The following is a 21,588-nucleotide window of genomic DNA, read 5'->3' as shown; positions in this document are numbered from 1 at the left end:
TGCGCAGACCGTGACCTGGGACGTCTACGCGCGTAGGAGTAAACCGGCTACTCTCATCCGCGTGAACTCTTCCGCAACTCCCCACGCCGCCCGCACCCCGCTGGGCGACCCGTACGCCGCCGCCACGTCCGCCGCCGCTCGCCTGCGCGAGCTCACCGGTGACGAGACCCACGACGTCGCCCTGGTCATGGGCTCCGGCTGGGTTCCGGCCGCCGACGCCCTCGGCGAGGCCGAGTACGAGTTCGCGGTGACCGAGCTGCCGGGCTTCCCGCCGCCCGCCGTGGCCGGGCACTCCGGCAAGGTGCGCTCCGTGCGGATCGGCGACAAGCGGGCGCTGGTCTTCCTGGGCCGCAACCACTTCTACGAGGGCCACGGCGTCGCCACGGTCGTGCACGGCGTGCGCACCGCCGTCGCCGCCGGCTGCAAGACCATCGTCCTCACCAACGGCTGCGGCGGGCTGCGCCCCACGTACCGCCCCGGTCAGGCCGTGCTGATCAGCGACCACATCAACATGACGGCCGCCTCCCCGATCGTCGGGGCCAACTTCGTCGACCTCACCGACCTGTACTCGCCGCGGCTGCGCGGCCTGTGCAAGGAGGTCGACCCCTCCCTGGAGGAGGGCGTCTACGTCCAGCTCCCCGGCCCGCACTACGAGACCCCCGCCGAGATCAACATGGTCCGGGTCATCGGCGGCGACCTGGTCGGCATGTCCACCACGCTGGAGGCCATCGCGGCCCGCGAGGCGGGCGCCGAGGTGCTCGGCATCTCCCTGGTCACCAACCTGGCCGCCGGTATGACGGGCGAGCCCCTGAACCACGAGGAGGTCCTGGAGGCCGGCCGCGACTCCGCCGCCCGCATGGGCAGTCTCCTCGCCCGGGTGCTCGAGCGGATCTGATCGCGCCGTGCCCGGTGGGGAGGGCTGACGTCCGCCCGCCGGCACACCGCGCGCGATCCCGGGGGTGCCCGCACCCTGGTTAGGGAAGGCGCCCCACGGGGAGGTAACCCAGCGGCGCGCGTCGCGGCAGCCCGCTCTGCCGCCGCCCCGCCGGACGGGGCCCTCTCGCGCGGCCTCCCGCTGTCGCATCAGTCGCCGGCATGACGGGCCGGGAGGCCCCAGGCCGACCCGTGCGCCTCGCGGGCGGCACCGAAGACCGAGACATCGCAGGAGCATCACGTGGCAAGCGCAAGCGACAACGCGGAGCTGATCCGTCAGGCGCGCACCTGGCTGGCCGAGGATCCGGACCCCGACACCCGCGCCGAGCTGGAGGCCCTGCTCGCGGCCGCCGAGGCCGGTGACGAGGCGGCGCCGGCCGACCTCGCGGCACGGTTCGACGGGACGCTGCAGTTCGGCACCGCGGGGCTGCGCGGGGAGATCGGCGCGGGCCCGATGCGCATGAACCGCTCCGTGGTCATCCGGGCCGCCGCGGGCCTCGCCGCGTACCTGAAGGCGCAGGGCAAGAGCGACGCACTGGTCGTCGTCGGTCACGACGCCCGCCACAAGTCCGTGGACTTCGCCCGCGACACCGCCGCCGTCATGGTCGGCGCTGGCCTGCGGGCGGCGCTGCTGCCCCGGCCCCTGCCGACACCGGTGCTGGCCTTCGCGATCCGCCACCTGGGCGCGGCCGCGGGCGTCGCCGTGACGGCGAGCCACAACCCGCCGCGCGACAACGGCTACAAGGTCTACCTGGGCGACGGCTCGCAGATCGTGCCGCCCGCCGACGCCGAGATCGCCGCCGAGATCGCCGCGATCGGCTCACTGGCCGACGTACCGCTGGCCGACGAGGGCTGGCAGGTCCTCGGGGAGGAGGTGACCGAGGCCTATCTGGACCGTGCCGCCTCGGTCGTGGACCGGCACTCCCCGCGTGATCTGTCCGTCGTCTACACCCCTCTGCACGGCGTCGGCCGCGACGTGCTGACCGCCGCCTTCGAGCGCGCCGGGTTCAGCTCCCCGCACGTGGTCGCCGAACAGGGCGAGCCCGACCCGGACTTCCCGACGGTCGCCTTTCCCAACCCCGAGGAGCCGGGGGCGATGGACCTGGCCTTCGCCGCCGCCCGGGCACTCGGCCCCGACGCCGACGTCGTCATCGCCAACGATCCCGACGCCGACCGCTGCGCCGTCGCCGTGCCGGACCGCGCCGCCGAGGGCGGCTGGCGGATGCTGCGCGGCGACGAGGTCGGCGCGCTGCTCGCCACCCACCTGGTGCACCGGCGCGCCACCGGCGTCTTCGCGGCGAGCATCGTCTCCTCCTCCCTGCTCTCCCGCATCGCGGCCGGCGCGGGCCTGGACTACGCGGACACGCTGACCGGCTTCAAGTGGATCTCCCGGGTGGAGGGTCTGCGCTTCGGCTACGAGGAGGCCCTGGGCTACTGCGTGGACCCCGAGGGCGTGCGCGACAAGGACGGCGTCACCGCCGCCCTGGTCGTCGCGGAACTGACCGCCGAGCTCAAGGCCAAGGGCCGTACGCTCACCGACCTGCTGGACGACATCGCCCTGGAGTACGGGCTGCACGCCACCGACCAGCTCTCGGTGCGGGTCTCCGACCTCTCGGTCATCGACGACGCGATGAACCGGCTGCGGGAGCGGCCGCCCAGCTCGCTGGCCGGCCTCGCCGTCGTCACCGCCGAGGACCTGAGCAAGGGCAGCGAGGAGCTGCCGCCGACCGACGGCCTGCGCTACCGGCTGGCCGGCTCCCCGGCCGCCGGTGTGGAGTCGGCCCGGGTGATCGTGCGGCCGAGCGGCACCGAGCCCAAGCTGAAGTGCTACCTGGAGGTCGTCCTGCCCGTGCCGGGCGCCGACCGGCTGGCCGCCACCCGCGCTCAGGCCGACGAGGTGCTCGCGGCCGTCAAGGCCGACCTCTCGACCGCCGCCGGGCTTCCGCCGGTCGCCCGGGACGAAGCGGGGGCGCAGGCCTGAGGGCCGGCCCCGGGCCGTCCCACGGACGCCGCCCCGGTCGTGCCTCGCGGCACGGCCTGGGCGGCGCGCTGTTCACCGGGCCGGCCGGCTCAGCCGATCGCGAGCAGGACGACCAGCACGATCGCTCCCGCCACCGCGGGGGCGATCACCTCGTAGGCCCAGCGGACCGTGACCTCGCCCTGCGCGGTGGCGCGGGCCGTGTTCTTCTCCGCCAGCTCCCGCAGCTCGTCCACCGCCTGGTCGGACCAGGCACGCGTCCGGTCCGGGGCGCCCGGACGAGCGCGCAGGGTCGCACCCGGGTCGCCCGCGGCGGCGGCGCGCGTCTTGACCCGGGCAGCCCGCTTGCGGGCGCGCATCGACACGGGGATGGCCCACAGCTGGTACTTCTTGCCCTCCGCGAACAGCTCCGTCGAGTACCCCGAGCGCAGCCCCTCCACGGCCCCCCAGGGCGCGGTGATGGTGCGGAAGGGGTTGCGTACCCGGATGCGGTCCTCACCGGCGTGGACGACCGGGCGCAGGGTGAAGGCGACGATCAGCGGCACGATCAGCAGCAGCAGCGCGAGGGCCAGCCAGGGCGTGCGGTCCGTGCCGCGGACGATCGCGTCGATGCCGAGCCACAGCGCGATGGCGAGCATGAGCACGCCGCCGGCGATACCGGCCGCCGAGCGGTAGGAGCGCTCGGCGTACTTCGGCTGCCCGGGGCCGGGCTGCGGTTCGGGGGCGGGGTTCTCGGAGCTCGTCATGAGATCAGATTGTGCCTGACCTCGGGTCGGCGCCCCGCGGGGCGGAGGTTGCGTTAGTGCATCGGCGTCGGCGGTCTCCTATTGGTATCCCTTGTCCTTCGCCGAGTCGTAGACGAGCTTGCCCGCCGCGTCGTAGCCCTTGATGTGCGGCAAGGAGGTCGCCGCCCTGGTCAGGACACCCGTGGCGACGAAGCAGCCGTGGTCGAGGACCGCCCGCCGTGTGACGCCGCCGTAGGAGACGGTGACCTCGGCCACCTCGGGCTTCACCGTGCCGATGCTGCCCCAGCGGAAGGGGAAGCGGTAGGGCAGGCCCGGGCCGGTGGCGGTGTCCTGCTTGTAGAGCCGGAAGGCGTTGCTGTCCGGAATGACGGGCCCGCTGCCGGGGTGGTCGTCGCTGCCCATGCTGCCGTTGAGCCCCGACGCCTGACCGTCCTTCTCGGTGCAGATCAGACGCACGGGCTTGGACTCCCGGGTGCCGACCGCCACGACCCTGATGCCGTCGCCGGGGGAGTTGACGTCGCCCGTGGCGCTCAGCGCGAGGATCACGCGGTAGTCCTCGGCCTTGCCGTAGTCCTGCCGGAAGGCGGACGCCTTGGGCTGGTGCGCCTTGTTGAAGGCGATGCACTTCTCCAGCGCCTCGCCCGCCCGCTCCAGCGTGATCCCGTCCACGAGCTGGCCCGCTGTCGCCGGCCCCTCCGGCCCGCTCGGCGGAGCGCTCGTCGACACGGATGGCGCAGGGCTCGTCGACACGGACTGCGGCGCGCTCACCGACGCGGCCGGCGAGGCGTCCCCCGCCGGCGAGGCGGTCGTGCTCTGCCCGTCCGGCTGGAAGTGCACCGCGAGGGCCGCACCGGGCAGCGCGACCAGTGCGGCCAGCCCCGCTCCGGCGGCGGCCATGCGGCGCCTGCGGCTGTTCCTGCCCTGCCGCAGGATCGAGGTGTAGGGGGCCTCGCCCGCGCGGAACCCGTCCGTCTCCTGCTCCAGGAGCTCGCGCAGCTTCGCCTCGAACTCCGTGTCCCCGTAGGCGGGGCCGTGCTCCGCCCCGTCTCGCGTGTGCCTCATAGGACTCCTCCTCCGACCTTTCCGCTCGCCTGTGTGGTCCATGCCGTCGCTCCCGGCCCCGTGCCGGCGGCCGCTCCTTCCCCGGTTCCCACGGCCGTTCCCAGCCGTGCGCGCAGCTTTGCCAGGCCCCGGGCGGCCTGGCTCTTGACCGTCCCGACCGAGCAGCCCAGGACCTCGGCCACCTCGCTCTCCGACAGGTCGTCCCAGTACCGCAGGACCACCACGGCCCGCTGCCGGGAAGGCAGCTCGCCGAGCGCCGCCAGCAGCACCTCGCGCTGTGCCACCCGGGCGGTGGGATCGGCGCCGGCGCCTTCCGGCGGCATGTCCGTGAGCCGTTCGGCCACGCGTTTCTTGCGGAACCGGTCCTTGTTGCACGTGATCAGGATCCGCCGCACATAGGCGTCCGGATTGTCGCTGCGCTGTACCCGGCGCCACGACCGATAGGCCTTGGCCAGGGCCGTCTGCGCCAGGTCCTCCGCGTGATGCCCGTCACCTGTGAGCAGGTAGGCGGTCCTCACCAGATGGGCCCATCTGGCGCGGACGTAGCCTTGGAACTGCGCCTCGTCGTCTGGATTCATCGATGACCCCTTTCACCCACCAGACCACCGGTTCCGCGGATTCGGTTGCCGGGCCCCGCAGACGGGATCAGACGGATCCCTCCCCACCGGTGACATTCGCTACGCGCGTAGATATGCTGATCTGGTGACCATGCCCACCACTGTTCCCGCTCACGGCCCCGACGCCGCGGCCAGGCTGGCGTCCATGTCCGACGTCACCGCCTCCGACGCCGCGCTGCGCCGCTTCCTGCACGGGCTGCCCGGCGTCGACGCGGTCGGTCTCGAAGGCCGCGCCGCAAGCCTCGGCACCCGTTCGATCAAGACCACGGCGAAGGCGTACGCCATCGACCTGGCGATCTCGATGATCGACCTGACCACGCTCGAAGGCGCGGACACCCCGGGCAAGGTCCGGGCGCTGTGCGCCAAGGGCGTCAATCCGGACCCGACCGACCGCACGACCCCACAGGTCGCCGCGATCTGCGTCTACCCGGACATGGTCGCCACCGCCAAGGAGGCCGTCGGCGCATCCGGCGTGCGCGTCGCCTCGGTCGCCACCGCCTTCCCGGCCGGCCGCGCCGCCCTTCCGGTCAAGCTCGCCGACACCGCCGACGCGGTGGCCGCGGGCGCCGACGAGGTGGACATGGTCATCGACCGCGGCGCCTTCCTCTCCGGCCGCTACCTGAAGGTCTTCGAGGAGATCAAGGCGGTCAAGGAGGCCTGCCGCCGTCCCGACGGCAGCTCCGCCCACCTCAAGGTGATCTTCGAGACCGGCGAGCTCGCGACGTACGACAACATCCGCCGCGCCTCCTGGCTCGGCATGCTCGCCGGCGCCGACTTCATCAAGACCTCCACCGGCAAGGTCGCGGTCAACGCCACGCCCGCCAACACCCTCCTGATGCTCGAGGCCGTGCGCGACTTCCGCGCCGCCACGGGCGTCCAGGTCGGCGTGAAGCCCGCCGGCGGCATCCGCACCTCCAAGGACGCCATCAAGTTCCTGGTCCTCGTCAACGAGACCGCGGGCGACGAGTGGCTGAGCAACGAGTGGTTCCGTTTCGGCGCCTCCAGCCTGCTGAACGATCTGCTCATGCAGCGTCAGAAGCTGAGCACCGGCCGCTACTCCGGTCCCGACTACGTGACGGTGGACTGAGAACTCCGATGACAAAGACCAAGCAGACCCAGCAGACCCAGCCCGCCGAGCAGCCGAAGCCGGGCTCCGCCTTCGCGTACGCGCCGGCGCCGGAATCCCGTTCCGTCGTCGACATCGCCCCCTCCTACGGCCTGTTCATCGACGGCGAGTTCACCGACGCCGCCGACGGCAGGGTCTTCAAGACCGTCAGCCCGTCCTCCGAGGAGGTCCTCTCCGAGGTCGCCCAGGCGGGCGAGGCCGACGTGGACCGGGCGGTCAAGGCCGCCCGCAAGGCCTTCGAGTCCTGGTCGGCGCTGCCCGGCTCCGAGCGCGCCAAGTACCTCTTCCGCATCGCCCGGATCATCCAGGAGCGCTCCCGCGAGCTGGCCGTCCTGGAGACGCTGGACAACGGCAAGCCGATCAAGGAGACCCGCGACGCGGACCTCCCCCTGGTCGCCGCGCACTTCTTCTACTACGCCGGCTGGGCCGACAAGCTGTCGCACGCGGGCTTCGGCCCGGCCCCCCGCCCGCTGGGCGTGGCCGGCCAGGTCATCCCGTGGAACTTCCCGCTGCTGATGCTGGCGTGGAAGATCGCCCCGGCGCTGGCCACCGGCAACACGGTCGTCCTCAAGCCGGCCGAGACCACGCCGCTGTCCGCGCTGTTCTTCGCCGACATCTGCCGCCAGGCGGGCCTGCCCAGGGGCGTCGTCAACATCCTCCCCGGTTACGGGGACGCCGGAGCCGCGCTGGTCGCGCACGAGGGCGTGGCCAAGGTCGCCTTCACCGGCTCCACCGCCGTCGGCAAGCAGATCGCCCGCACCGTCGCGGGCACGAAGAAGAAGCTCACCCTGGAGCTGGGCGGCAAGGGCGCCAACATCGTCTTCGACGACGCCCCGGTCGACCAGGCCGTCGAGGGCATCGTCAACGGCATCTTCTTCAACCAGGGCCAGGTCTGCTGCGCCGGTTCCCGGCTGCTGATCCAGGAGTCGGTCGCGGACGAGGTGCTGGACGCCCTCAAGCGCCGGCTGTCGACGCTGCGCGTCGGCGACCCGCTGGACAAGAACACCGACATCGGCGCCATCAACTCCGCCGAGCAGCTGGCCCGGATCACCGCGCTCGCCGAGGCCGGCGAGGCCGAGGGCGCCGAGCGCTGGTCGCCCGCCTGCGAGCTGCCGTCCGCGGGCTACTGGTTCGCGCCGACGCTGTTCACCGGCGTCACCCAGGCGCACCGCATCGCCCGCGAGGAGATCTTCGGCCCGGTCCTGTCGGTGCTGACCTTCCGCACTCCGGCCGAGGCCGTGGAGAAGGCCAACAACACCCCGTACGGCCTGTCGGCCGGTATCTGGACGGAGAAGGGCTCGCGCATCCTGTCGGTCGCGAACCAGCTCCGCGCCGGAGTGGTGTGGGCCAACACGTTCAACAAGTTCGACCCGACCTCGCCCTTCGGCGGCTACAAGGAGTCGGGCTTCGGCCGCGAGGGCGGCCGCCACGGTCTGGAGGCGTACCTCGATGTCTGACGCAAGGCTCTCCGTCTTCAAGACCTACAAGCTGTTCGTCGGGGGCAAGTTCCCCCGCAGCGAGAGCGGGCGGGTGTACGAGGTGACCGACTCCAAGGGCAGGTGGCTCGCCAACGCCCCGCAGTCCTCCCGCAAGGACGCCCGTGACGCGGTGTCCGCCGCCCGCAAGGCCTTCGCCGGCTGGTCGGGCGCGACCGCGTACAACCGGGGGCAGATCCTCTACCGGATCGCGGAGATGCTGGAGGGCCGCCGGGACCAGTTCGTCCGCGAGGTGGGCGAGGCCGAGGGACTGTCGAAGTCCAAGGCGGCTGCCGTGGTGGACGCCGCGATCGACCGCTGGGTCTGGTACGCGGGCTGGACCGACAAGATCACCCAGGTCGTGGGCGGCGCGAACCCGGTGGCGGGCCCGTACTTCAACCTGTCGAGCCCGGAGCCGACCGGTGTGGTCGCGGTCGTCGCGCCCCAGGAGTCGTCCTTCCTCGGCCTGGTCTCGGTGATCGCCCCGGTGATCGCCACCGGCAACACCGCGGTCGTCGTGACCAGTGAGAAGGCCCCACTGCCCGCCCTGTCGCTGGGTGAGGTGCTGGCCACCTCCGACCTGCCGGGCGGTGTCGTCAACATCCTGTCCGGCCGCACCTCCGAGGTCGCACCGACGCTCGCCGCGCACATGGACGTCAACGCGCTCGACCTGGCGGGGGCCGTGGACGACGCGGGCCTGGCCAGGGAACTGGAGGTCGCCGCCGCGGACAACCTCAAGCGCGTGCTCCGTCCACAGGCTGTGGACTGGGCCGTCGAGCCCGGCACGGACCGCATGACGGCGTTCCTGGAGACCAAGACCGTCTGGCACCCCGCGGGTGCCGGCTCGGCCTCGGGCTCCGCGTACTGACCCGGTTCCCCGGCGGCCCGTCCCGTCGCCGGGGAACCGGCATCGCCCGCACGACCCGGCGGCGGGCCCCCGCGACAGATGTGTCCCCGCGGAGGCCCGCCGCCGTCGTGCGTCCCGGGGCCGTCAGCCGCCCTGGAGCGTCCGCACCGTGTCGCCGAGCAGCGGCAGGTCGGACACCGTGCGGCTGTCGGCGATGGGCTTGGTGACGTCCGCGGTGGAGACCGGCTTGAAGTCGCTCACCTGGGAACCCACCGAGTTGTCCAGGGGGTTGACGCTGGTCTGCGCGAACGGGTTGACCGGCAGGTGGTTCACCGTGCCGATCAGGGCCGACGTCGTCTGCCGGCCGGCCTTGGCGGCCGTGGCCGATCCGCCGCCTTGGGTGTCCGCGTGCGCCGCCCCCGCCGAGGCGACGGCCGCGACGGACGACACCGTGAGGACGGCGGCTCGGAGAAGGGTGCGGGAGAACTGCGGCATCAAGATCCACCTGCCTGGTCGCCGGTTCGCGCGAGGGGCCGGTGCCGGGGCGCCGGCGGCCGTCTCCGTGCGCGACAATGACGTCACTTACCGTAGTTGGTTGAACATCACGCATCCAAAACATGTCCCGGCGGGTCACTCCAAAGGCGGAATGCCCCACACTGGTGTCCCGTGAGCTCCCACCCTCCCGCCGCCCGCGTCATCCTGCTGACCGGCCCCTCCGGGTCCGGCAAGTCCTCGCTCGCCGCACGCGCCGGGCTGCCGGTCCTGCGCCTGGACGACTTCTACAAGGAGGGTGACGACCCGACCCTCCCGATGCTGGCCAGCGGCATCGGCGCGGACTGGGACTCGCCGCTGTCCTGGAACGCGGACGCGGCCGTCGCCGCCGTCGCCGAACTCTGCGCCACGGGCCGGACCGACGTCCCGGTGTACGAGATCTCCTCCAGCTCCATCACCGGCCGGACGGAGGTCGGCCTCGACGGTGCCCCGCTCTTCATCGCCGAGGGCATCTTCGCCGCCGACATCGCCGCGCGCTGCGCGGAACTCGGCGTGCTCGCCGACGCGCTGTGCCTGAGCCGCGGCGCGGTCACCACCGCCCGCCGCCGCTTCGTGCGGGACCTGCGCGAGGGCCGGAAGTCGGTGCCCTTCCTGCTGCGCCGCGGCTGGCACCTGATGCGGGCCGAACGGGACATCGTGGCCCGGCACTCGGCACTCGGGGCGTATGTGTGCGACCGGGACGAGGCGCTGGACCGGATCGGCCGTGCCTCTTTCGAGCCGGTCGCCGTTCGGGTTTGAACGAATCGGCACGCGCGTCCGTAAGGACATGCGTGAGGGAGCGGTGCGCACAGACCCCCCGCTGGGCGCGACCGCTCCCTCTCTTCCTCCCCCGGTTCCCCGTGGACCGCCCGATCCCCCGTTTCCCCGTTCCCCCCGGACGTCAGGCGACCAGCTCGCCGAACGCCGCTTCCTCGTCGACGCCCGCGCTGAGCGTCTCGTCCTCGCGCAGCCGGCGCAGGGAGCGCCAGATGCTGCTCTTCACCGTGCCGACGCTGATGCCGAGGATCTCGGCGATCTCCGGGTCGGTGCGGCCCTCGTAGTAACGGAGCACCAGCATGGTGCGCTGCGGCTCCGGGAGCTTGGCCAGCGCCTGCCACAGCACGGCCCGCAGCTCGGTGCCGCGCATCGCGTCCGTCTCGCCCGCCGTCTCCGGCAGCTCCTCGGTCGGGTACTCGTTGAGCTTGCGGCGCCGCCAGGCGCTGATGTGCAGATTGGTCATGGTGCGGCGCAGGTAGCCGCCGACCGCGGCCTTGTCGCTGATCCGGTCCCAGGCGCGGTAGGTGGAGAACAGCGCGCTCTGCAGCAGGTCCTCCGCCTCGTAGCGGTCGCCCGTCAGGTGGTAGGCGGTCGCGTACAGAGAGGCCCGGCGCTCCTGGACGTAGGCGGTGAAGTCCGCCTCCGCCATGAGTCGCCCGTCCCCCGTGGTCTCTCCGTACGCGGCACCCCCGTACCCCCCGTCTCCCCCGTGACCGCCCTCGATCGCCGTGATGTACGGCGGACGGTTGCGGACCACCTGACGCCCGGTGCCACGAGCGCACCCCCGCCCGCCCGTGGCACCGGACTTCTCGACGCCCCGGCCCGCGGTGTGCTGGCGCGGCTGAAGGACTGCGGTGGTCGTCGTGCTGTGCAGTGCGTTCATTTCGCGCCCCCCGTGGGTGGAGCCGGCCTGGGTTTTCGTTCCTGTCCGGCGAGGGGCCGCCCGGTGGCGGTCCCCGTCGATGACCAATAGCCTGCCGCGCCAGTTTCATGGCGCTGTCCGCCGAGTGTCACAGGCCCGTCACAGACGACGGCGGTACCTTCCGGACGCCCTCTTGGGAGAGAATGCGGGCGTGCCTTTCCTGTTGCTCATCGAGGACGACGACGCCATCCGAGCGAGCCTCGAACTCGCCCTGTCACGCCAAGGCCACCGAGTGGTGGCCGCGGCGACGGGCGAGGACGGGCTGAAGCTGCTGCGCGAGCAGCGCCCGGACCTGATCGTGCTGGACGTGATGCTCCCGGGCATCGACGGCTTCGAGGTGTGCCGCCGCATCAGGCGCACCGACCAGCTGCCGATCATCCTGCTGACCGCGCGCAGCGACGACATCGACGTCGTGGTGGGTCTGGAGTCCGGGGCGGACGACTACGTCCTCAAGCCCATCCAGCCGCGCGTGCTGGACGCCCGCATCCGCGCGGTGCTGCGCCGGGGGGAGCGGGACAGCTCCGACTCGGCCGCCTTCGGCAGCATCGTCATCGACCGCTCGGCGATGACCGTCACGAAGAACGGCGAGGACCTGCAGCTGACGCCGACCGAGCTGCGGCTGCTGCTGGAGCTGAGCCGCCGTCCGGGGCAGGCCCTGTCCCGGCAGCAGCTGCTGCGCCTGGTGTGGGAGCACGACTACCTGGGCGACTCCCGGCTGGTGGACGCCTGTGTCCAGCGGCTGCGCGCCAAGATCGAGGACGTGCCGTCGTCGCCGACCCTGATCCGTACCGTGCGCGGTGTCGGATACCGCCTGGACGCGCCGGCGTGAGTCAACCGCACCACGACAACACGGCCGGTGACGAGGAGACGGATCAGCGGCTGAGCGGCTGGAGGTCACGGCTGCTGCGGCTCACCAGCCTGCGGCTGCGACTGGTCGCCGTCTTCGCCGCCGTGGCGCTGGCCGCCGCCGTCTCCGCCTCCGGCATCGCGTACTGGCTCAACCGCGACGCGGTGCTGACCCGTGCCCAGAACGCCGCGCTCAACGACTTCCGCGCCTCCATGACCCGCAACGCGGGCTCGCTGCCGCGCCATCCGTCCTGCGACAAGCTGGCCGACGCCGCGCGCAGCATCGGCACGAGCACCCAGAACTACCAGGTGCTGCTGATCGGCACCGGTCCGGACGGCGAGCGCTGCGCGACCAAGTCGCAGAGCGACGGATTCTCGCTGGACGCGGTCCCGTCGGCGCTGCGCAAGGCCGTCAGCAAGCGCAACCCCAAGCCCGGCGACCCGGCCGAGTACCACCTGTACTGGCAGCGGGTCACCCGCAACGGCCAGCCGTACCTGGTGGGTGGGGCCAAGGTCATCGGCGGCGGCCCCACCGGCTACATGTTCAAGTCGCTGGAGGCCGAGCGGAAGGACCTCAACTCGCTGGCCTGGTCGCTCGGCATCGCCACCGCCCTCGCCCTGATCGGCGCCGCGCTGCTGGCGCAGGCCGCGGCCTCCACCGTGCTGCGGCCCGTGGCACGGCTCGGCGACGCCGCCAGGAGGCTCGGCGACGGCAAGCTCGACACCCGGCTGCGGGTCACCGGCACCGACGAACTCGCCGAGTTGTCGAGGACGTTCAACCGCACCGCGGCCCGGCTGGAGCGGCGCGTCGACGAGCTCAGCCAGCGCGAGGCGGCCAGCCGCCGCTTCGTCGCCGACATGTCGCACGAGCTGCGGACCCCGCTGACCGCGATCACCGCCGTGGCCGAGGTGCTGGAGGACGAGGCGGACTCCCTCGACCCGATGATCGCCCCGGCGGTGCGGCTGGTGGTGAGCGAGACCAGGCGGCTGGGCGAACTGGTGGAGAACCTGATGGAGGTCACCCGCTTCGACGCGGGCACCGCCCGCCTGGTCCTGGACGAGGTGGACATCTCGGACATGGTCACCGCCTGCATCGACACCCGCGCCTGGCTGGACGCGGTGGAGCTGGACGCGCCGCGCGGCATCATCGTGCGGGTCGACCCGCGGCGGCTGGACGTGGTCCTGGCCAACCTGATCGGCAACGCCCTCAAGCACGGCGGCTCGCCGGTCCGGGTCAAGGTGCGGCAGGACGGGGACGAGCTGGTGGTCGAGGTCTCCGACAACGGCCCCGGCATTCCCGAGGACGTGCTGCCGCACGTCTTCGACCGCTTCTTCAAGGCCGACGCGTCCCGGGCGCGTTCCGAGGGCAGCGGTCTCGGCCTGTCCATCGCCTTGGAGAACGCCCACATCCACGGCGGTGAGATCACCGCGGCCAACAGCCCCGGCGGCGGCGCGGTGTTCACGCTGCGGCTGCCGATGCGCACCGGGGCCGACCAGGCGCCGGACGGCGAGGAAGGGAACGAGAGCAAGTGACGCAGCCGTCCCGGGGTGCCGCCCCGGACGCACCGGGCCTCCCCTCCCCGGGTGCCGCCCGGCGGTGGCGCGCCCCGCTCCTGACCGTGGTCGGCGCGGCCCTGCTGGCCGGCTGCGGCATCCGTACCACCTCGGTACCGGTGGACGCGGGGCCGGCGCCCTCCCGGGTGTCGTGCGCGGTGCCGGACGAGAAGGCGACCGCCACGGCCACCGCCACGGCCTCACCGGGGGGCCTGACCGCCCGGGTCTACCTGGTGTGCAGCGCCCAGGTGGCCGGCGTGAACCGCACGGTGCGGACCGAGGGGCTGGACCGGCTGGACATCGCCGTGCTGCTGCTGCGCGAACTGCAGCGCAGGCCGCGCGACGGCGAGTCGGCGGCCGGCTTCACCACGGCCGTACAGGGCGATCTGGCCGTGGAGGGGCCGCGCCGCGGCGACCCGCGCGATTCGCTCCGGCTCAGCGCGCCGCTGGGCGACCTGCCGCCGTTCGCGCTCGCGCAGCTGGTGTGCACCTACGCCGGTACGGCCGCGGGCTCGACGGGCGGCGGTGTGCTCCTGGGCGGCTCCGACGACACCCCGGTGCGCCGCTTCACCTGCACCGGTGACCTGCGCACCGATCCGGAGGCGGCGGAGACCGCTGGAACCGCCGTGAAGTGACAGACGTCCTTCCAGGCGTGCGGCGCGACGGCTCTCTCCCGAAAGTGCGCGCGGTGGGGCTGATACTCGCCGCGGTCTATCTGGCTCTGGTGGGGTGGCTGATGCTGCGTCCGCAGTACGTGCCGTGGGTGGACGCCCCGAATCTGCGTCCGTTCGCCACCATCCGTGCCGACCTCGCGCTGCCGCCCGCGGACGCGGCCCGCCGCCTCGGCGCCGGACTGGCGCTGCTCGCCCCGCTGGGCGTGCTGCTGCCCATGGCCGGCGGCCGGGTGCGGGTCTCGGCGCCGGGCTCCTTCGCGCGCACGGTCTTCGCGGGACTGATGATCTCACTGGCCCTGGAATTCGTGCAGACCGGGGTCCCGGGCCAGATCTTCGACGTCGACGCCCTGCTGCTCAACACGGCCGGCGTCGCGCTGGCCCACCTCGCCGTGGTGCCCGCGGCACGCGCGTGGGTGCACCGGCGCAGCGTCCGCCGGGAGAGCCGGGGCGTGACCGGCCCTCAGGGGCGGACCCCGAGGATTCCCAGGGTCGGGATCGCACCGTAGAGCGACGATTCGCGGCGGTATGCGCCCGTACGGTGAAGTCATCGGCCGGGAAGACCGGCCCGACCCCCCGAAGGAGCACCCGCCATGTCCGCACTGGTCCGCCCCCGTCACGGCCGGATGATCGCCGGAGTCTGCGCCGGGCTCGCAGACCGGTTCGGCACCTCGGCCACCACGATGCGCGTGATCTTCCTGCTGTCCTGCCTGCTGCCCGGACCGCAGTTCCTGCTCTACCTGGCGCTGTGGCTGCTGCTGCCGGACGAGGGGCGCACGTCGGCCGCCCTGTGAGGCCGCGACCCCGGAGTGCCGACGGACCGCACCCCGAGGGGTGCGGCCCGTTCGCCGTTCGCCCGGGTGCCGCTCAGTGGCCGATCGGCAGGCCCTGCAGCGGGAGCTGACCGAGCGGCAGCTGACCGCCGGCCGGGAGGCCGCCGAGCAGGGCGCTCAGGCCCGTGGGGGTGTTCTGCACGCCGGGGACGACGTTGGCGGTCTTCGGCAGGCCGCCGGCGACGGCGCCGACCGGGACCGACTTCGCCACGTCGGCGACCGGGACGGAGGCCGGCAGGGCGGAGGCGTCCGGCAGCCCCAGGTTGGATTCCGTCGGAGCGGCGGAGGCGACGCCCGCGGCGGCCCCGACGAAGGCCACGCCCAGCGCGGCGGCACCGAGAGTCTTGACGGTTCCGGTCTTCATGGTTGCGATCCTCGTGATGGGGAATGGTGCGTCCGCCGCGGCGCACACGGATGGTGCTCGCGGGTTTCCGGAACGTAGCGACGGAACGCGGGGCGGTGCAAGCAGACGCGCGCGGCCGCCCCGCGGCCGGTCCGGCCCGGCAAGTGGCGCCGGGACAGCCCCCGTGTCACCCCTCTTCCGGCGAGGAATCGCTGGCCACGGCCGTGCTCGCGGCCGTCTGGCGGAACAGCCACTCGGCCTTCAGCTCCGAATATCCGGGCTTGATGACGTCATTGATCATCGCGAGACGTTCATCGAAAGGGATGAAGGCGGACTTCATCGCGTTGACCGTGAACCACTGCATGTCGTCGAGGGTGTAGCCGAAGGCGGCCACCAGTTCGGCGAACTCGCGGCTCATGCTCGTACCGCTCATCAGGCGGTTGTCGGTATTGACGGTGACCCGGAAGTGCAGCCGGCGCAGCAGTCCGATGGGGTGCTCGGCGTACGAGGTCGCCGCGCCCGTCTGGAGGTTGGAGGTGGGGCACATCTCCAGGGGGACGCGCTTGTCGCGTACGTAGTTGGCGAGCCGCCCGAGGGAGACCGTGCCGTCGTCGGCGACCTCGATGTCGTCGATGATGCGCACGCCGTGGCCGAGCCGGTCGGCGCCGCACCATTGCAGGGCCTGCCAGATGGAGGGCAGGCCGAAGGCCTCGCCGGCGTGGATGGTGAAGTGGAAGTTCTCCCGCTTCAGATACTCGAAGGCGTCCAGGTGGCGGGTGGGCGGGAAACCGGCCTCGGCGCCCGCGATGTCGAAGCCGACGACGCCCCGGTCGCGGTAGCGGTTGGCGAGTTCGGCGATCTCCTGCGAGCGGGCGGCGTGCCGCATGGCGGTGAGCAGTGCGCCCACACGGATCCGTCCGCCCGCCTCACGGGCCCGTCGCTCGCCTTCCCGGAAGCCCTCGTTGACCGCCTCGACGACCTCGTCCAGGGAGAGCCCCTGTTCGACGTGGAGCTCGGGGGCGTAGCGCACCTCGGCGTAGACGACGCCGTCCGCGGCGAGGTCCTCGGCGCACTCGGCGGCCACCCGGGTGAGCGCCTCGCGGCTCTGCATGACGCCGACCGTGTGCGAGAACGTCTCCAGATAGCGCTCCAGCGAACCGGAGTCGGCCGCCTCGCGGAACCAGGTGCCGAGCTTGTCCGGGTCGGTCTCGGGCAGGCCGCCGTAGCCCGACGCGCGGGCCAGGTCGACGACGGTTCCGGGACGGACACCGCCATCGAGGTGATCATGGAGCAGCACCTTCGGCGCGCGGCGGATCTGCTCGGGCGTGGGGGCCGCCCCCGCCGCGCCCGCGGGAGAGGGGAGCGTGCTTGAGCTCGTCATTTCCGAAAGATACCCCCTACGCGCGTAGAACTCTTGGACGATGCCGAATATTGACCTCCCGGCCAGGTCGAGCACACCTTCTCGTCTGCCATGGTTACGCCATGGCTTCGCAAGCTTTACCGGTGCGTGGTGCGCGGTTGGGAAAGAGAGTGACTCCGGGTCTGACCCCGGCGGCACGGCGGGAGACGGACGACGAGGCGGTCCGTGCCGCCGTCCTGCTGCTGCCCGGGGGCAGTGCGCTGAGCACCCGGCGTCGCTCGCCCGTGGCCGCCGCGGCGATGATGCCGCTCGCCCGCCGGCTGGTGCGGGCGGCGGGACGCGGCGAGGGACTCGCCGTGCACGTCGTGCACTACCGCTTCCGGGGCTGGAACGGCGGCCACGCCCACCCGGCCGAGGACGCGCAGTGGGCGGTCGACGAGGTCGTCCGCCGTTACGGCGACGTCCCGGTGTCGCTGGTCGGCATGGACATGGGCGGCCGTGCCGCGCTGCGGGCGGCGGGGCACCAGGCCGTCGACTCCGCGGTCGCCATAGCCCCGTGGCTGCCGGACACGCTGGAACCCGATCCGGTGAAGCAGCTGATAGGCCGCCACGTCCTGATCGTGCACGGTACGAACGACGGTTCCACCCACCCCGACCTCTCCTACCGGCTGGCCGAGCGCGCGAAGAAGGTCAACCGGGACATCTGCCGCTTCGAGGTGCACTCCGACGGGCACCTGCTCCAGGACCACCGGTTCGAAGTCGCCGCCCTGACCTCGGACTTCGTCCTCGGCACGCTGCTGGGGCGGTCCTTCGCCCGTCCCGTCGCCGACGCGCTGGCCGCTCCCCCGCCGCTCGGTCTGCGCATGCCGCTGGCCTCGGGCTTCGGACGGTCCCCGCAGCCGCGCTGAACGCGGGCGGCGGCCTCGGCCCCGGGGCACCTGCCGTACAGGCGTACGGTGGGTGTCAGTGGTGTGCCGCAGCATGGAAGGAGTCCGGCCGAAGGAGGCCGGAGGAGCCGGACAAGACGGAGAACCGGCGGGACGGGAAGGCGCAGAGCCGGAAGGGCGCCGCCGAACGGCCCGGCCGGCTGCGAGGAACCGAGGTGCGTCAGTCATGTGTGTGCACCAGCCACCGTGCCCGTCCGCGGACGCTCCCGACCGCGAGGCCGCCCGCGTCGTGATATCCCACGGCGACCAGGGCTGGAGCCTGTTGTGCAACGGCGTCCTGCTCTTCGAGGACACCGGCGAGATCCTGCCCGACGGCCGGGTGGTGACACCGCACCGGCCGACGGACCTCCTCGTCAGTCCGGGATGAGCTGCCCCCGTCTGCCGAGCAGGAACTTCTTGAAGGCGGCGACGGGCGCCGTGTCGGGGTGGCCGCCCAGCCATGCCACACCGATCTCGCGCACCGCGCGCGGCGCGGTCACGGTCAGCTCCACCACACCCGGGCGCGGCACCAGCGGGGGCGGCAGCAGCGCCACCCCGAGCCCGGCGGCGACCAGGCCGCGCAGGGTCTCGGCCTCCTCCCCCTCGAAGGCCACCCGCGGGGTGAAGCCGGCCTCGGCGCACAGGGCGTCGGTGATGCGGCGCAGCCCGTAGCCGGGTTCGAGGCTGACGAACAGCTCGCCGGACGCCTCGGCCAGGCGCACCCTGCGGCGGGAGGCGAGCCGGTGGTCGGCGGGCACCACCAGGCGCAGCCGTTGCTCGTCGAGGCGGCGGCCCACCAGGTCGGGGGCGTCCGGGACGGGTGAGGTCAGGCAGAGGTCCAGCTCGCCCGCGCGCAGCCCGGCCAGCATCGCCTCGCCGTAGTTCTGCACGAGCTGGAAGCGGACTCGCGGGTGGTCGGCGCGGAAGGCCCGCAGCAGGGCGGGGACGGTCTCCGGGCCCAGCGTGTGGAGGAAGCCGAAGGCGACCCGCCCCGACTGCGGGTCGGCGTCGGCGCGCACGGATTCGGCCGACCGCTCCACCTCGCCCAGCGCGCGCTCCACGGAGGCCAGGAAGCCGCGGCCCGCGGGCGTGAGCGAGACCGTGCGGCCCTGGCGGGCGAAGAGCGTGACGCCGAGGTCGAGTTCGAGCCGGACCATGGCCCGGCTCAGCGTGGACTGCGGCACGCCCAGCTCCCGCGCCGCCCGGGTCACGTGCTCGTGCCGCGCCACGGCGGCGAATTGGGCCAGCCGGGGCGCCAGCACCGCCGCCCAGGACCCGCTGTCCAGCTCCGCGCGTATGTCTGTTGCGTCACTGAACGATGACACCGATGCCGTTGACCTCGCTTCATGCACCATGGGAACGATTATGGCGAGTCCGTGCATTGGACGCATGAAACGACCCCGGCCTAGCTTGGGGACATGCCTCCTGCCGATACAGGGGCGTCCACCGTGACACGGCCGGGCGCCTCCACCGCCGCCACGCTCCGCCCGGGTGAACCCGGCTACCGCCGCGCCAACATGGCGCTGTTCGCCGCCGGTCTGGCCACCTTCGCCCTCCTCTACTCGACGCAGGCCCTGCTGCCGGCACTGTCGGCGGGCCTGTCCCTCAGTCCGGCCCAGGCCAGCCTCACCGTCTCGGCCACCACCGCCGCGCTGGCGCTGGCCCTCCTGCCGGTGAGCGCGCTGAGCGAGAAGTACGGCCGCACGGCGGTCATGACGGCATCGGTGTTCAGCGCCTCGGCCCTGGCCCTGGTCATCCCCTTCGCACCGGACCTGACCACCCTGGTCGTCCTGCGCGCCGTGCAGGGTGTGGCACTCGCCGGGCTGCCGGCGACCGCGATGGCCTACCTCGGCGAGGAGATCCACCCCAACGCGGTCGCCTCCGCGATCGGCCTCTACGTGGCCGGCAACAGCATCGGCGGCATGAGTTCCCGGGTCCTGACCGGAGCCGTGGCGCAGGCCTTCGGCTGGCGCGCCGCGCTGCTCGCCGCCGGGGTCATGGCACTGCTGTGCGCGGTCGCCTTCCGCCTGCTGATCCCCGCCGCCCGCAACTTCCGTCCCGGCCCGGTCAGTCCGGCCGCCCTCTGGCGCACGGTCATCGGCCACCTGGGCACCCCCCTGCTGCGCCGGCTCTATCTGATCGGCCTGCTCTTCATGGCGGTCTTCGGCGCCGTCTACAACGTGCTGGGCTACCGCCTCGCCGACGAGCCCTTCGGGCTCTCGCAGACCGCGATCGGGCTGATCTTCCTGGTCTACCTGGTCGGCACCGGCGCCTCCGCGGCCTCCGGCGTCCTGCACGCCCGCCTCGGACGGCGCGGCGCCCTGTACGTCGCCGCGGTCCTGGCCGCGGGCGGTCTGCTGCTCAGCCTCGCGAGCTCGCTCGCCGCCGTGCTGACCGGCCTGGTCCTCATCACCGCCGGCTTCTTCACCGGCCACGCCGTCGCCTCCGGCGCCGTCAGCCGCACCGCCACCACCGGCCGCGCCCAGGCGTCGGCGCTCTACCTGACCGCGTACTACATCGGCAACAGCCTGGGCGGCACCCTGGGCGCCTCCGCCTTCCACGCCGCCGGCTGGGACGGCACCGTCGCCCTGTGCCTGACCGCCGTCCTGGGCATCGCGGGGATCACCGTGTACGCGACCCGGCGCGCGGTCGCCACCCGCCGGCTCGCCGTCCCCGCGGGTCGCCCGGCATGACGAACGGGACCGGTGGGCGTCCACCGGTCCCGTCCACTGCCGCGGTGCGGGCCCCCGGTCAGGCGATGCGGTCCAGCACGATCGGGTTCGGCGCGAACGCCGTGCCCGCCGGGGAGATCTCGACGCCGCCGGCGAGAGCCGCCAGGGCGTAGTCGAACTTCTCCGGGGTGTCGGTGTGCAGGGTCAGCAGCGGCTGGCCCTCCGTGACCTCGGCACCCGGCTTGGCGTGCAGCTCGATGCCCGCGCCGGCCTGCACCGGGTCCTCCTTGCGCGCCCGGCCGGCGCCGAGGCGCCAGGCTGCGACACCGACGGCGTAGGCGTCGAGGCCGGTGAGGACACCGGACCGGTCGGCCTTGACCACGTGCTGCTCACGCGCGACGGGCAGCGCCGCGTCCGGGTCGCCGCCCTGGGCGGCGACCATACGGCGCCACACGTCCATGGCGGAGCCGTCGGCGAGGGCCTTGGCCGGGTCGGCGTCCTTCAGGCCGGCGGCGTCGAGCATCTCGCGGGCCAGGGCGATCGTCAGCTCGACCACGTCGGCCGGGCCGCCGCCCGCCAGGACCTCGACGGACTCGCGGACCTCGAGCGCGTTGCCCGCGGTCAGGCCCAGCGGGGTGGACATGTCGGTGAGCAGGGCGACGGTCTTCACCCCGTGGTCGGTGCCCAGGCCCACCATGGTGGAGGCCAGCTCCCGGGCCTGCTCCAGGTTCTTCATGAAGGCGCCGGAGCCGACCTTGACGTCGAGGACGAGCGAGCCCGTGCCCTCGGCGATCTTCTTGGACATGATCGACGAGGCGATCAGCGGGATCGCCTCCACGGTGCCGGTGACGTCGCGCAGCGCGTACAGCTTCTTGTCGGCCGGGGCGAGGCCGTCGCCCGCCGCGCAGATGACGGCGCCGGTGTCGCCCAGGACGCGCAGCATCTCCTCGTTGGACAGCAGCGCCCGCCACCCCGGGATGGACTCCAGCTTGTCCAGCGTGCCGCCGGTGTGGCCGAGACCGCGCCCGGACAGCTGCGGAACGGCCGCGCCGCAGGCCGCGACCAGGGGCGCGAGCGGCAGCGTGATCTTGTCGCCCACGCCGCCGGTGGAGTGCTTGTCGGCGGTCGGGCGGGGCAGCGAGGAGAAGTCCATGCGCTCGCCACTGGCGATCATCGCGGCCGTCCAGCGCGCGATCTCGGCCCGGTCCATGCCGTTGAGCAGGATCGCCATCGCGAGCGCGGACATCTGCTCGTCGGCGACCTCACCCTTGGTGTAGGCGTCGATGACCCAGTCGATCTGGTCGTCGCCGAGGCGGCCGCCGTCGCGCTTCGTACGGATGACGGAAATGGCGTCCATGGTTCACGTACC

23 protein-coding genes are annotated in these 21,588 nt (G+C 72.9%); 14 read left to right on the top strand and 9 right to left on the bottom strand.

Going from position 1 to position 21,588, the window contains the following annotated elements:
• Positions 1 to 61 precede the first annotated feature (61 nt).
• On the top strand, positions 62 to 895 hold the full coding sequence (locus ACWDAS_RS10115; RefSeq protein ID WP_450388401.1) for a purine-nucleoside phosphorylase: 834 nt from the start codon (positions 62 to 64) through the stop codon (positions 893 to 895).
• A gap of 279 nt (positions 896 to 1,174) precedes the next feature.
• The gene (locus ACWDAS_RS10110; protein WP_450388399.1) at positions 1,175 to 2,914 is read left to right on the top strand and encodes a phospho-sugar mutase; all 1,740 of its coding nucleotides are present in this window, start codon (positions 1,175 to 1,177) and stop codon (positions 2,912 to 2,914) included.
• A gap of 89 nt (positions 2,915 to 3,003) precedes the next feature.
• Here the strand turns inward: ACWDAS_RS10110 and ACWDAS_RS10105 are convergent, their stop codons facing one another.
• From ACWDAS_RS10105 to ACWDAS_RS10095, 3 genes are all read right to left on the bottom strand, one after another.
• Positions 3,004 to 3,657, bottom strand: coding sequence for a PH domain-containing protein (locus tag ACWDAS_RS10105; protein WP_450388398.1), 654 nt, complete (start codon positions 3,655 to 3,657; stop codon positions 3,004 to 3,006).
• 78 nt (positions 3,658 to 3,735) lie between these two features.
• Positions 3,736 to 4,719: a hypothetical protein gene (locus ACWDAS_RS10100; RefSeq protein WP_450388397.1), complete on the bottom strand. Its 984-nt coding sequence runs from the start codon at positions 4,717 to 4,719 to the stop codon at positions 3,736 to 3,738.
• Positions 4,716 to 5,297 carry a SigE family RNA polymerase sigma factor gene (locus tag ACWDAS_RS10095; RefSeq protein ID WP_450388396.1) on the bottom strand — a complete coding sequence of 194 codons (582 nt, stop codon included), beginning with the start codon at positions 5,295 to 5,297 and terminating at the stop codon, positions 4,716 to 4,718. The genes ACWDAS_RS10100 and ACWDAS_RS10095 overlap by 4 nt, the downstream gene beginning before the upstream one ends.
• A 130-nt stretch (positions 5,298 to 5,427) precedes the next feature.
• Here ACWDAS_RS10095 and deoC point away from each other — a divergent pair, with 130 nt between their 5' ends.
• From deoC to ACWDAS_RS10080, 3 genes are read left to right on the top strand one after another with little or no spacing between them, the layout of a single operon-like run.
• Positions 5,428 to 6,423, top strand: a complete 996-nt coding sequence (gene deoC, locus ACWDAS_RS10090; RefSeq protein ID WP_450388516.1) for a deoxyribose-phosphate aldolase — start codon at positions 5,428 to 5,430, stop codon at positions 6,421 to 6,423.
• Between the two features lie 8 nt (positions 6,424 to 6,431).
• Positions 6,432 to 7,919 carry an aldehyde dehydrogenase family protein gene (locus ACWDAS_RS10085; protein ID WP_450388395.1) on the top strand — a complete coding sequence of 496 codons (1,488 nt, stop codon included), beginning with the start codon at positions 6,432 to 6,434 and terminating at the stop codon, positions 7,917 to 7,919.
• Positions 7,912 to 8,805, top strand: coding sequence for an aldehyde dehydrogenase family protein (locus tag ACWDAS_RS10080; RefSeq protein ID WP_450388394.1), 894 nt, complete (start codon positions 7,912 to 7,914; stop codon positions 8,803 to 8,805). The genes ACWDAS_RS10085 and ACWDAS_RS10080 overlap by 8 nt, the downstream gene beginning before the upstream one ends.
• 123 nt (positions 8,806 to 8,928) lie before the next feature.
• Here the strand turns inward: ACWDAS_RS10080 and ACWDAS_RS10075 are convergent, their stop codons facing one another.
• Entirely contained in the window at positions 8,929 to 9,279 is a 351-nt protein-coding gene (locus tag ACWDAS_RS10075) for a hypothetical protein (RefSeq protein WP_450388393.1), read from the bottom strand.
• Between the two features lie 171 nt (positions 9,280 to 9,450).
• On the opposite strand from ACWDAS_RS10075, the gene ACWDAS_RS10070 reads away from it, so the two are divergent.
• Entirely contained in the window at positions 9,451 to 10,074 is a 624-nt protein-coding gene (locus ACWDAS_RS10070; RefSeq protein WP_450388392.1) for an ATP-binding protein, read from the top strand.
• A gap of 142 nt (positions 10,075 to 10,216) precedes the next feature.
• Here ACWDAS_RS10070 and ACWDAS_RS10065 read toward each other — a convergent pair whose 3' ends face one another.
• Positions 10,217 to 10,975 carry a SigE family RNA polymerase sigma factor gene (locus tag ACWDAS_RS10065; RefSeq protein ID WP_450388391.1) on the bottom strand — a complete coding sequence of 253 codons (759 nt, stop codon included), beginning with the start codon at positions 10,973 to 10,975 and terminating at the stop codon, positions 10,217 to 10,219.
• A gap of 190 nt (positions 10,976 to 11,165) precedes the next feature.
• On the opposite strand from ACWDAS_RS10065, the gene ACWDAS_RS10060 reads away from it, so the two are divergent.
• The 5 genes from ACWDAS_RS10060 to ACWDAS_RS10040 all read left to right on the top strand — a co-directional run bounded on the left by ACWDAS_RS10060 (position 11,166) and on the right by ACWDAS_RS10040 (position 14,879).
• Positions 11,166 to 11,843: a response regulator transcription factor gene (locus ACWDAS_RS10060; protein ID WP_319658662.1), complete on the top strand. Its 678-nt coding sequence runs from the start codon at positions 11,166 to 11,168 to the stop codon at positions 11,841 to 11,843.
• Between the two features lie 50 nt (positions 11,844 to 11,893).
• The gene (locus ACWDAS_RS10055) at positions 11,894 to 13,393 is read left to right on the top strand and encodes a sensor histidine kinase (RefSeq protein ID WP_450388515.1); all 1,500 of its coding nucleotides are present in this window, start codon (positions 11,894 to 11,896) and stop codon (positions 13,391 to 13,393) included.
• Positions 13,390 to 14,049, top strand: coding sequence for a hypothetical protein (locus tag ACWDAS_RS10050; protein ID WP_450388390.1), 660 nt, complete (start codon positions 13,390 to 13,392; stop codon positions 14,047 to 14,049). The genes ACWDAS_RS10055 and ACWDAS_RS10050 overlap by 4 nt, the downstream gene beginning before the upstream one ends.
• 53 nt (positions 14,050 to 14,102) lie before the next feature.
• On the top strand, positions 14,103 to 14,594 hold the full coding sequence (locus ACWDAS_RS10045) for a VanZ family protein (RefSeq protein ID WP_450388389.1): 492 nt from the start codon (positions 14,103 to 14,105) through the stop codon (positions 14,592 to 14,594).
• A gap of 84 nt (positions 14,595 to 14,678) precedes the next feature.
• A complete protein-coding gene (locus ACWDAS_RS10040) occupies positions 14,679 to 14,879 on the top strand; it encodes a PspC domain-containing protein (protein ID WP_450388388.1) in 201 nt (66 codons plus the stop codon).
• A gap of 73 nt (positions 14,880 to 14,952) precedes the next feature.
• On the opposite strand, the gene ACWDAS_RS10035 is transcribed toward ACWDAS_RS10040, so the two are convergent.
• Complete coding sequence (locus ACWDAS_RS10035) at positions 14,953 to 15,282, bottom strand: hypothetical protein (RefSeq protein ID WP_450388387.1); 330 nt, start codon at positions 15,280 to 15,282, stop codon at positions 14,953 to 14,955.
• A 166-nt stretch (positions 15,283 to 15,448) separates the two neighbouring features.
• The gene (locus ACWDAS_RS10030; RefSeq protein WP_450388386.1) at positions 15,449 to 16,642 is read right to left on the bottom strand and encodes an adenosine deaminase; all 1,194 of its coding nucleotides are present in this window, start codon (positions 16,640 to 16,642) and stop codon (positions 15,449 to 15,451) included.
• Between the two features lie 101 nt (positions 16,643 to 16,743).
• Between ACWDAS_RS10030 and ACWDAS_RS10025 the strand changes: the two genes are divergently transcribed.
• Positions 16,744 to 17,529, top strand: coding sequence for an alpha/beta hydrolase (locus ACWDAS_RS10025; protein WP_450388385.1), 786 nt, complete (start codon positions 16,744 to 16,746; stop codon positions 17,527 to 17,529).
• 205 nt (positions 17,530 to 17,734) lie between these two features.
• Complete coding sequence (locus ACWDAS_RS10020; RefSeq protein WP_450388384.1) at positions 17,735 to 17,935, top strand: DUF5999 family protein; 201 nt, start codon at positions 17,735 to 17,737, stop codon at positions 17,933 to 17,935.
• Here ACWDAS_RS10020 and ACWDAS_RS10015 read toward each other — a convergent pair.
• Complete coding sequence (locus tag ACWDAS_RS10015) at positions 17,922 to 18,902, bottom strand: LysR family transcriptional regulator (protein WP_450388383.1); 981 nt, start codon at positions 18,900 to 18,902, stop codon at positions 17,922 to 17,924. The two genes, ACWDAS_RS10020 and ACWDAS_RS10015, sit on opposite strands and share 14 nt — an antisense overlap.
• Before the next feature lie 63 nt (positions 18,903 to 18,965).
• Between ACWDAS_RS10015 and ACWDAS_RS10010 the strand changes: the two genes are divergently transcribed.
• Entirely contained in the window at positions 18,966 to 20,240 is a 1,275-nt protein-coding gene (locus tag ACWDAS_RS10010; RefSeq protein ID WP_450388382.1) for an MFS transporter, read from the top strand.
• A 58-nt stretch (positions 20,241 to 20,298) separates the two neighbouring features.
• Here ACWDAS_RS10010 and ACWDAS_RS10005 read toward each other — a convergent pair whose 3' ends face one another.
• The gene (locus tag ACWDAS_RS10005) at positions 20,299 to 21,576 is read right to left on the bottom strand and encodes a thymidine phosphorylase (RefSeq protein ID WP_450388381.1); all 1,278 of its coding nucleotides are present in this window, start codon (positions 21,574 to 21,576) and stop codon (positions 20,299 to 20,301) included.
• Positions 21,577 to 21,588: the final 12 nt, after the last annotated feature.

Source organism: Streptomyces sp. NPDC001070 (assembly GCF_053598835.1).
The sequence above is the reverse complement of the archived record's forward strand: the minus strand, read 5'-3'. Positions and strand labels throughout refer to the sequence as shown.

Coding starts and splice junctions, on each gene's coding strand:
- ACWDAS_RS10105 (WP_450388398.1), bottom strand. CDS start 3,657: ATGACGAGCTCCGAGAACCCCGCCCCCGAACCGCAGCCCGGCCCCGGG.
- ACWDAS_RS10100 (WP_450388397.1), bottom strand. CDS start 4,719: ATGAGGCACACGCGAGACGGGGCGGAGCACGGCCCCGCCTACGGGGAC.
- ACWDAS_RS10095 (WP_450388396.1), bottom strand. CDS start 5,297: ATGAATCCAGACGACGAGGCGCAGTTCCAAGGCTACGTCCGCGCCAGA.
- deoC (WP_450388516.1), top strand. CDS start 5,428: ATGCCCACCACTGTTCCCGCTCACGGCCCCGACGCCGCGGCCAGGCTG.
- ACWDAS_RS10085 (WP_450388395.1), top strand. CDS start 6,432: ATGACAAAGACCAAGCAGACCCAGCAGACCCAGCCCGCCGAGCAGCCG.
- ACWDAS_RS10080 (WP_450388394.1), top strand. CDS start 7,912: ATGTCTGACGCAAGGCTCTCCGTCTTCAAGACCTACAAGCTGTTCGTC.
- ACWDAS_RS10075 (WP_450388393.1), bottom strand. CDS start 9,279: ATGCCGCAGTTCTCCCGCACCCTTCTCCGAGCCGCCGTCCTCACGGTG.
- ACWDAS_RS10065 (WP_450388391.1), bottom strand. CDS start 10,975: ATGAACGCACTGCACAGCACGACGACCACCGCAGTCCTTCAGCCGCGC.
- ACWDAS_RS10040 (WP_450388388.1), top strand. CDS start 14,679: ATGTCCGCACTGGTCCGCCCCCGTCACGGCCGGATGATCGCCGGAGTC.
- ACWDAS_RS10035 (WP_450388387.1), bottom strand. CDS start 15,282: ATGAAGACCGGAACCGTCAAGACTCTCGGTGCCGCCGCGCTGGGCGTG.
- ACWDAS_RS10030 (WP_450388386.1), bottom strand. CDS start 16,642: ATGACGAGCTCAAGCACGCTCCCCTCTCCCGCGGGCGCGGCGGGGGCG.
- ACWDAS_RS10025 (WP_450388385.1), top strand. CDS start 16,744: ATGGCTTCGCAAGCTTTACCGGTGCGTGGTGCGCGGTTGGGAAAGAGA.
- ACWDAS_RS10020 (WP_450388384.1), top strand. CDS start 17,735: ATGTGTGTGCACCAGCCACCGTGCCCGTCCGCGGACGCTCCCGACCGC.
- ACWDAS_RS10015 (WP_450388383.1), bottom strand. CDS start 18,902: ATGGTGCATGAAGCGAGGTCAACGGCATCGGTGTCATCGTTCAGTGAC.
- ACWDAS_RS10010 (WP_450388382.1), top strand. CDS start 18,966: ATGCCTCCTGCCGATACAGGGGCGTCCACCGTGACACGGCCGGGCGCC.
- ACWDAS_RS10005 (WP_450388381.1), bottom strand. CDS start 21,576: ATGGACGCCATTTCCGTCATCCGTACGAAGCGCGACGGCGGCCGCCTC.